Origin of the sequence: Pseudoduganella sp. OTU4001, assembly GCF_038440195.1 — a bacterium.
Lineage (GTDB): Bacteria > Pseudomonadota > Gammaproteobacteria > Burkholderiales > Burkholderiaceae_D > Rugamonas.
The window spans coordinates 1-6,285 of record NZ_JASATG010000069.1 but is presented as its reverse complement, the minus strand read 5'-3'; the positions used below and the strand labels follow the sequence as shown (position 1 = coordinate 6,285).

9 protein-coding genes are annotated in these 6,285 nt (G+C 64.9%); 8 read left to right on the top strand and 1 reads right to left on the bottom strand.

Going from position 1 to position 6,285, the window contains the following annotated elements; genetic code table 11:
* A partial coding sequence (locus tag AAHE99_RS26645) for a glycoside hydrolase family 73 protein (RefSeq protein ID WP_342120982.1) occupies window positions 1–448 on the top strand: 448 nt, incomplete at its 5' end.
* On the opposite strand, the gene flgA is transcribed toward AAHE99_RS26645, so the two are convergent.
* The gene (gene flgA, locus AAHE99_RS26640; RefSeq protein ID WP_342120981.1) at window positions 408–1,124 is read right to left on the bottom strand and encodes a flagellar basal body P-ring formation chaperone FlgA; all 717 of its coding nucleotides are present in this window, start codon (window positions 1,122–1,124) and stop codon (window positions 408–410) included. The genes AAHE99_RS26645 and flgA overlap by 41 nt on opposite strands.
* Window positions 1,125–1,178: 54 nt before the next feature.
* On the opposite strand from flgA, the gene flgB reads away from it, so the two are divergent.
* The 7 genes from flgB to flgH are packed head-to-tail and all read left to right on the top strand — an operon-like array spanning window position 1,179 to window position 6,145.
* A complete protein-coding gene (gene flgB, locus AAHE99_RS26635) occupies window positions 1,179–1,541 on the top strand; it encodes a flagellar basal body rod protein FlgB (RefSeq protein WP_342120979.1) in 363 nt (120 codons plus the stop codon).
* 15 nt (window positions 1,542–1,556) lie between these two features.
* A complete protein-coding gene (flgC, locus tag AAHE99_RS26630) occupies window positions 1,557–1,973 on the top strand; it encodes a flagellar basal body rod protein FlgC (protein ID WP_342120978.1) in 417 nt (138 codons plus the stop codon).
* Complete coding sequence (locus tag AAHE99_RS26625) at window positions 1,973–2,641, top strand: flagellar hook assembly protein FlgD (RefSeq protein WP_342120977.1); 669 nt, start codon at window positions 1,973–1,975, stop codon at window positions 2,639–2,641. The genes flgC and AAHE99_RS26625 overlap by 1 nt, the downstream gene beginning before the upstream one ends.
* 15 nt (window positions 2,642–2,656) lie before the next feature.
* Window positions 2,657–3,937 (top strand): flagellar hook protein FlgE, encoded by a 1,281-nt coding sequence (locus AAHE99_RS26620; protein ID WP_342120976.1) that lies wholly within the window; start codon window positions 2,657–2,659, stop codon window positions 3,935–3,937.
* A gap of 14 nt (window positions 3,938–3,951) precedes the next feature.
* Window positions 3,952–4,680, top strand: coding sequence for a flagellar basal body rod protein FlgF (locus AAHE99_RS26615; protein WP_342120974.1), 729 nt, complete (start codon window positions 3,952–3,954; stop codon window positions 4,678–4,680).
* 14 nt (window positions 4,681–4,694) lie between these two features.
* Entirely contained in the window at window positions 4,695–5,486 is a 792-nt protein-coding gene (gene flgG / locus AAHE99_RS26610; protein WP_342120973.1) for a flagellar basal-body rod protein FlgG, read from the top strand.
* Window positions 5,486–6,145 (top strand): flagellar basal body L-ring protein FlgH, encoded by a 660-nt coding sequence (gene flgH, locus AAHE99_RS26605; protein ID WP_342120972.1) that lies wholly within the window; start codon window positions 5,486–5,488, stop codon window positions 6,143–6,145. Before flgG ends, flgH begins: the two co-directional genes overlap by 1 nt.
* Window positions 6,146–6,285: the final 140 nt, after the last annotated feature.

Below are 6,285 nucleotides of genomic sequence, written 5' to 3'. Positions count from 1 at the left end.
CCTGGAAGCCATCCGCCCGCATGCCGAGGCGGCCGCCGCGCGCCTGGGCGTGGCGCCGGAACTGGTGGCCGCCCATGCGGCGCTGGAATCTGGCTGGGGCCGGCATGCGCCGGCCAACAATATGTTCGGCATCAAGGCCGGCGGCAGCTGGCAAGGCGCCGCGCAGGCGCTGCATACGATGGAAGTGGAAGACGGCGTGCCGGTGGCGCGCAAGGAACGTTTCCGCAGCTACGGTGACCTGGCCGGCGCCTTCGACGATTACGCCGGCCTGCTGCTGGACAATCCACGCTACCAGCGCGCCCTCAACACCGGCAGCGATGCGCACGCCTTCGCCCAGGCGCTGCAAGCCGGCGGCTATGCCACCGACCCCGGCTACGCCGACAAGCTCGGCCGTGTGGCCGCCAGCATCAAGGCAAATCAGCCGGCTCGACCATCCCCGCATCAATAACCCGCGCCCGGATCTGGGTGCCGCTGCTGTTTTTCACGCGGATCACCGCGCCGCGCACGCCATTGTCGAGCGCTTCGCCGGCCATCGACACCTCGATCTGGTCGCGCCGCGCCACGATGCGCACTTGGTCGCCGCGCTTGACCAATTGCGGCGCCGCCAGCATGTTCTGGCGCATCACTTCCCCGCTGCGGATGCTGCGCCGCGCCGCCATGCCCTCCAACTCCGTCAAATCGGAAAAAGTGTCAGGAATTAGCGTGATATCGTGGCGCTCGTGCAACAAGTCTATAAGCGACAGAATTTTGCCAGACGTTAAATCATTAGCAGCTACGGCAACCTTCGCACTGACCTTGGCACGCGCCGTGAACTCGTAGCGCCACCCTTGCAAGCTTGGGCAAACGGCAACGAAGCGCATGCGCGAAATACCGCGTGGATCCAGGCTTTCCACTCTCATCCCAGAGGGACAAGGCGGAATGACGCGGTTGCTGCGCACCACTTCCACCTCGAATTTCGGTTCCAGCCAGCGCAGGTTTTCTGAGTGTTTTTGCAGTTGATTTTTCGCAGCTTCTTGCACCTTAATCAAGATATCTTCAGCTGGTGCATTGCTTGCCGCACTGCTAATTATAATTCCCATAAGCAACAATGCTGAGAAAACCTGTACAATGGGATTGTTGGACATGGGCAAGACCTTTAGTATGTAATTTCGCTGGGACATTACCAGAGGAGAGTAGCAATGGCCATTAATTTCAAAGACGCGGTAGGCCTGCATGCCGACGCACTGCAATTGCGTGCGCAGCGTACCCGCATCCTCGCTTCCAACATTGCCAACGAGAACACGCCCGGCTTCGAAGCCAAGGATATCGACTTCAAGGAGTCCCTGGCGCGCGTGGAAGCCGACGCCGCCGGCACGCCAGTGCTGGACGGCGATGGCGACACCAAATACCGCGTGCCCTACCACCCGACCGGCGACGGCAATACGGTCGAGATCGGCGTGGAGCAGGCCGCATTCTCGCAAAACGCGACCGATTTTGCCACCAGCCTGACCTTCATCAATATGAAGCTGCGCGGGCTGGCCAAGGCCATCAACGGCCAGTAACCCAGGGGATGACCCATGAGCTTTAAAGACATTGCGCAAATTGCCGGTTCGGCGATGGCCGCACAGACCGTGCGCCTGAATACCGTCGCCTCCAACCTGGCCAATGCCGACTCCGTCGCCGGCAGCGAGAACGAAACCTACCGCGCGCGCAAGCCGGTGTTTGCCGCCGTCATGCACGACAGCATCGACGCCGCCGCCGGCGGCCAGGTGCAGGTGCTGGACGTGGTCGAATCGGCCGAGCCGCTGCGCAAGGTGTACGACCCGGGCAACCCGCTGGCCAATGCCGACGGCATGGTGTTCTACCCGAACGTCAACCAGGTGGCCGAGATGACCGACATGATGTCGGCCTCGCGCGCTTTTGAAACCAATGTGGAAGTCCTGGGCCGCATCCGCGGCATGCAGGCTTCCCTGCTCAAGCTGGGCGAATCCTGATGGAAACCAACCTGTTCACCAACTCGGCCGCCCAGGCGGCCAACGCCACCAGCGTCGCCCTGAACGGCGCCTCCAACGAAGGCCGCGACATGTTCACCAAGCTGCTGGTGGCGCAAATCCAGAACCAGGATCCGCTGTCGCCGCAAGACCCGTCGCAGTTCGTCCAGCAGCTGACCCAGCTGTCGCAGACCGAAGCGCTGCAGAACCTGGCCAACCTGACCTCGGCCAATGCCTCGGTGCTGCAATCGATGCAGGTGCTGGCCATGGGCGCCCAGGTCGGCGCCGACGTGATGGTGCAGACCAATAGCGTGGCGCTGGACAGCGAGAAGGTCACCGGCGCCGCCACCCTGGGCAGCTCCTCAGCCAAGACCACCCTGGTGCTGACGGCCGCCAACGGCACCAAGACCGAAATCGCGCTCGGCACCCTGCCGGCCGGCACCCATGAATTCGTCATCGATCCGGTCAAGCTGGGCCTGCCAGCCGGCACCTATTCGATGCGCGTCGCCAGCGAGAGCAACCCAAGCGTGCCGCTGGCCGTGCAGGGCCGCCTCGACAGCGTCCAGCTGGGCGCCGGCGGCAACCTGACGCTGCAAGTTGACACCGTCGGCGAAACCACGCCGGCGGCCATTACCGCATTCCGGGGCAAGCGCCCCGCCTCTGTTATTTAACGAAAGGTCCCCGCCATGAGTTTCGATATCGCTTTGTCCGGCATCCAGGCCATTAACGAGCAACTGGGCACGATTTCCAACAATATCGCCAACGCCGGGACCTACGGCTTCAAGTCCAGCCGCGCCAACTTCGCCTCGCTGCACGCCGGCGAACAGCCGAGCGGTACCCACATCGGTTCGGTGACCCAGTCGATCGGCCTGAACGGCGGCATCCAGGCCACCAACCGCGGCCTGGACGCCCTGATCAACGGCCGCGGCTTCTTCGTGACCAAGGACCTGACCGGCCAGACCAACTACACCCGCGTCGGCATCTTCACCAAGGACGCCAACGACTTCCTGGTCAACGCCTCCGGCCAGCGCGTGCAGGGCTTCGCCCTGACCCCGCCAAGCATGGTGGCCGGCCCGATGGGCGACATCAAGGTGCCGACCAACCAGCTGAGCGCCAAGGCGACCGAGAACATCGACTTCGTCGCCAATATGTCGGCCGACTGGCCGGTGCCGACCGTGCCGTTCACGCCGCCGGATCCAGCCGCCGTGCCGCCGGTGGTGCCGGACCCGCAGTCCTACAATATGTCCAAGGTCACCGTGGTGCACGATTCGCTCGGCGTCGAGCACACCATCACCCAGTACTTCGTGCGCACCGACCCGCTGACCGACCCGAACGGCCCGCGCACGGTGAACGTCTACACCGCGATGGACGGCACTGACCTGGCCGTGCTGGGCAGCGCGGCGCCTTCGCCAATGGCCCTGATCTTCGATGCCAACGGCCAGCTGGTCGAACCCGACGCCGACGGCGACGGCGTGACCGAACCGGTGGTCAACAACCTGGACTTCACCCCACCGAATGCCTCCCCGATGCTGGTCAAGCTGGACTACACCGGCAGCACCTTCCAGAAAGGCGAATCGACCACCTCGACCAACTCCGCCGACGGCTATGCCGCCGGCAGCTACGTCGGCGTCGAACTGGACCAGGAAGGCAATGTGGTGGCCAAGTACTCCAACGGCGAGAAGCAGGCCATTGCCCGCGTCACCCTGGCCACCTTCCCGAACGAAGATGCGCTGACCCCGGTCAATGAAACCAGCTGGACCGCCAACGTGCAGTCGGGCACCCCGAACTTCTCCGAGCCTGGCAAGGGCGTGGCCGGTTCGCTGACCGTGGCCTCGCTGGAAACGTCGAACGTCGACATCACCGCCGAACTGGTGGGCCTGATGACCGCGCAGCGCAACTACCAGGCCAACTCCAAAGTGATCACGGCGGAGAACCAGATGCTGCAGTCGCTGATGCAGGCCCTGTAAAAAGGCATAGCTGAATGGATGCGCTGATCTACACCGCGATGAGCGGCGCCGAGCGGGCCATGCGTGGCCAGCAGGTGCATGCCAACAACCTCGCCAATCTCGATACCAACGGCTTCCGCGCCAACCTGGAGCTGGCGCAGGCGGCCAAGCTGCCCGGCTACGGCTACGACGACCGCCACATGTCGCAGCTGCAGTCGAACGCGGTCACCGACCGCCAGGGCAGCCTGCGCGCCACCGGCCGCGAGCTCGATGTCGCGATTTCCGGCGCCGGCTATTTCGCGGTGCAGGGGCCGACCGGCGAGGGCTATACCCGCGCCGGCGCCATCACCCCGGATGCCGACGGCACCATGACCGTCAACGGCATGCAGCTGTTGGGCGAAGGCGGCCCGATCACGCTGCCGATCCACCGCAAGGTGGAGATCGGCCAGGACGGCACCGTCTCGATCCTGGGCCCGGGCGCCAATGCCGAAATGCAGGTGATCGACAAGCTCAAGCTGGTGCGCGCGGAAGCGTCCGAGCTGACCAAGAACGAAGCCGGCCTGCTGGTGGCGCGCAATGGCCAGGCGCTGGGCGCCGACGCCACGGTGCAGGTCAAGGCCGGCCACCTGGAAGGCGCCAATGTATCGGCCGTCGAAGAGATGGTGGCCGTGATGAGCCTGAACCGCACTTTTGAAATCCAGATGAAATTGTTCAAAGCCGCCGACAGCATGAACGAAATCGGCAACAAACTGATCAGCGGCTAAAAAGGGAGAGAACCATGAATCCAGCAATGTGGATCAGCAAGACCGGTGTGCAGGCGCAAGACGCCAAACTGCAGGCCATCGCCAACAACCTGGCCAACGCCAACACCGTCGGCTTCAAGCGCGACCGCGTGGTGTTTGAAGACCTGTTCTACTCCATCGACCAGCAGCCGGGTGCCCAGCGCGCCGACAACAATACCCTGGCGCCGTCCGGCGTGCAGATGGGTAACGGTACCCACCTGGTCGGCACCCAGAAGATCTTCACCACCGGCGCCCTGCAAACCACCAACAACGCGCTCGACGTGGCGGTGATGGGCAACGGCTTCCTGCAAGTGCGGCGCCCGAACGGCGAAGCTGCCTTCACCCGCGCCGGCCAGCTGCAGATCGACGCCAACGGCGTGCTGGTCAACGCCTCCGGCCTGCCGCTGGTGCCGCAGATCACCGTGCCGGCCAACGCCACCTCGATCTCGATCGGCGAGAACGGCACCGTCTCGGCCAGCATTCCGGGCAACACCACGCCGACCGAGCTGGGCCAGCTGACCCTGACCTCCTTCATCAACCCGACCGGCCTGCAAGCCCTGGGCGAAAACCTGTTTGCCGAAACCCCGGCCTCCGGCGCGCCGACCGAAGGCCGCCCGGGCGACGCCCAGTTCGGCAAGATCAAGCAGGGCGCGCTGGAAGGCTCCAACGTGCAGGTGGTGGAAGAAATGGTGGACATGATCGCCGCCCAGCGCACCTACGAGATGAACACCAAGGTGCTGACCGCAGCCGACAATATGCTGCAATACCTGGCCCAGGCTGCACGCTGATGAAAACCGCCCTGCCCGCGCTGGCCGTACTGCTGCTGGCAGGCTGCAACGCCATGCAGCCAACGGTGCGTCCCGCGCCATTCGACGAAGCGCCGGCCCTGGCGCGCAGCGGCCAGCCGCGCGGCACCTCGGGCGGCGTCTTCAATCCCGATGGCGGCATGTCGCTGACCTCGGACAGCCGCGCCTTCCGCGTGGGCGATGTGGTGACCGTGATCCTGCAGGAAACCACGCAAGCGTCCAAGAGCGCCGGCACCAGCCTGGCCAAGGATTCCAGCGTCGGCATCGCGCCGCCCAGCCTGCTGGGCAAGACCTTCCCGAAGGCCGGCGTCGATATTGCAGCCCAGCGCGCCTTCCAGGGCGACGCCTCGAGCACCCAGCAGAACGCCCTGTCCGGCGCCATCACCGTCATCGTGCAGGAAGTGATGCCGAACGGCCTGCTGAAAGTGGCCGGCGAAAAAGTCCTGACCCTGAACCAGGGCGAAGAATTCGTGCGCCTGCGCGGCTTCCTGCGCGCGGCCGATATCGATGCCAACAATCAGGTCTCGTCGCAGCGCATCGCCAACGCCCGCATCGCCTACGGCGCCCAGGGTTCGCTGGCCGAAACCAATACCCCGCCGTGGCTGACGCGCTTCTTCCTCAGCCCGCTGATGCCTTTCTAAGGTGATGAATATGTTTGGCTTCAAAACCGGTAAACCAGTGCCTGACCCGCAGGGTCAGGCGCGCGCCCGTGGCCGCCGCCGGTCCGTGGGGGGGGGGGGGGGGGGGGGGGGGGGGGGGGGGGGGGGGGGGGGGGGGGGGG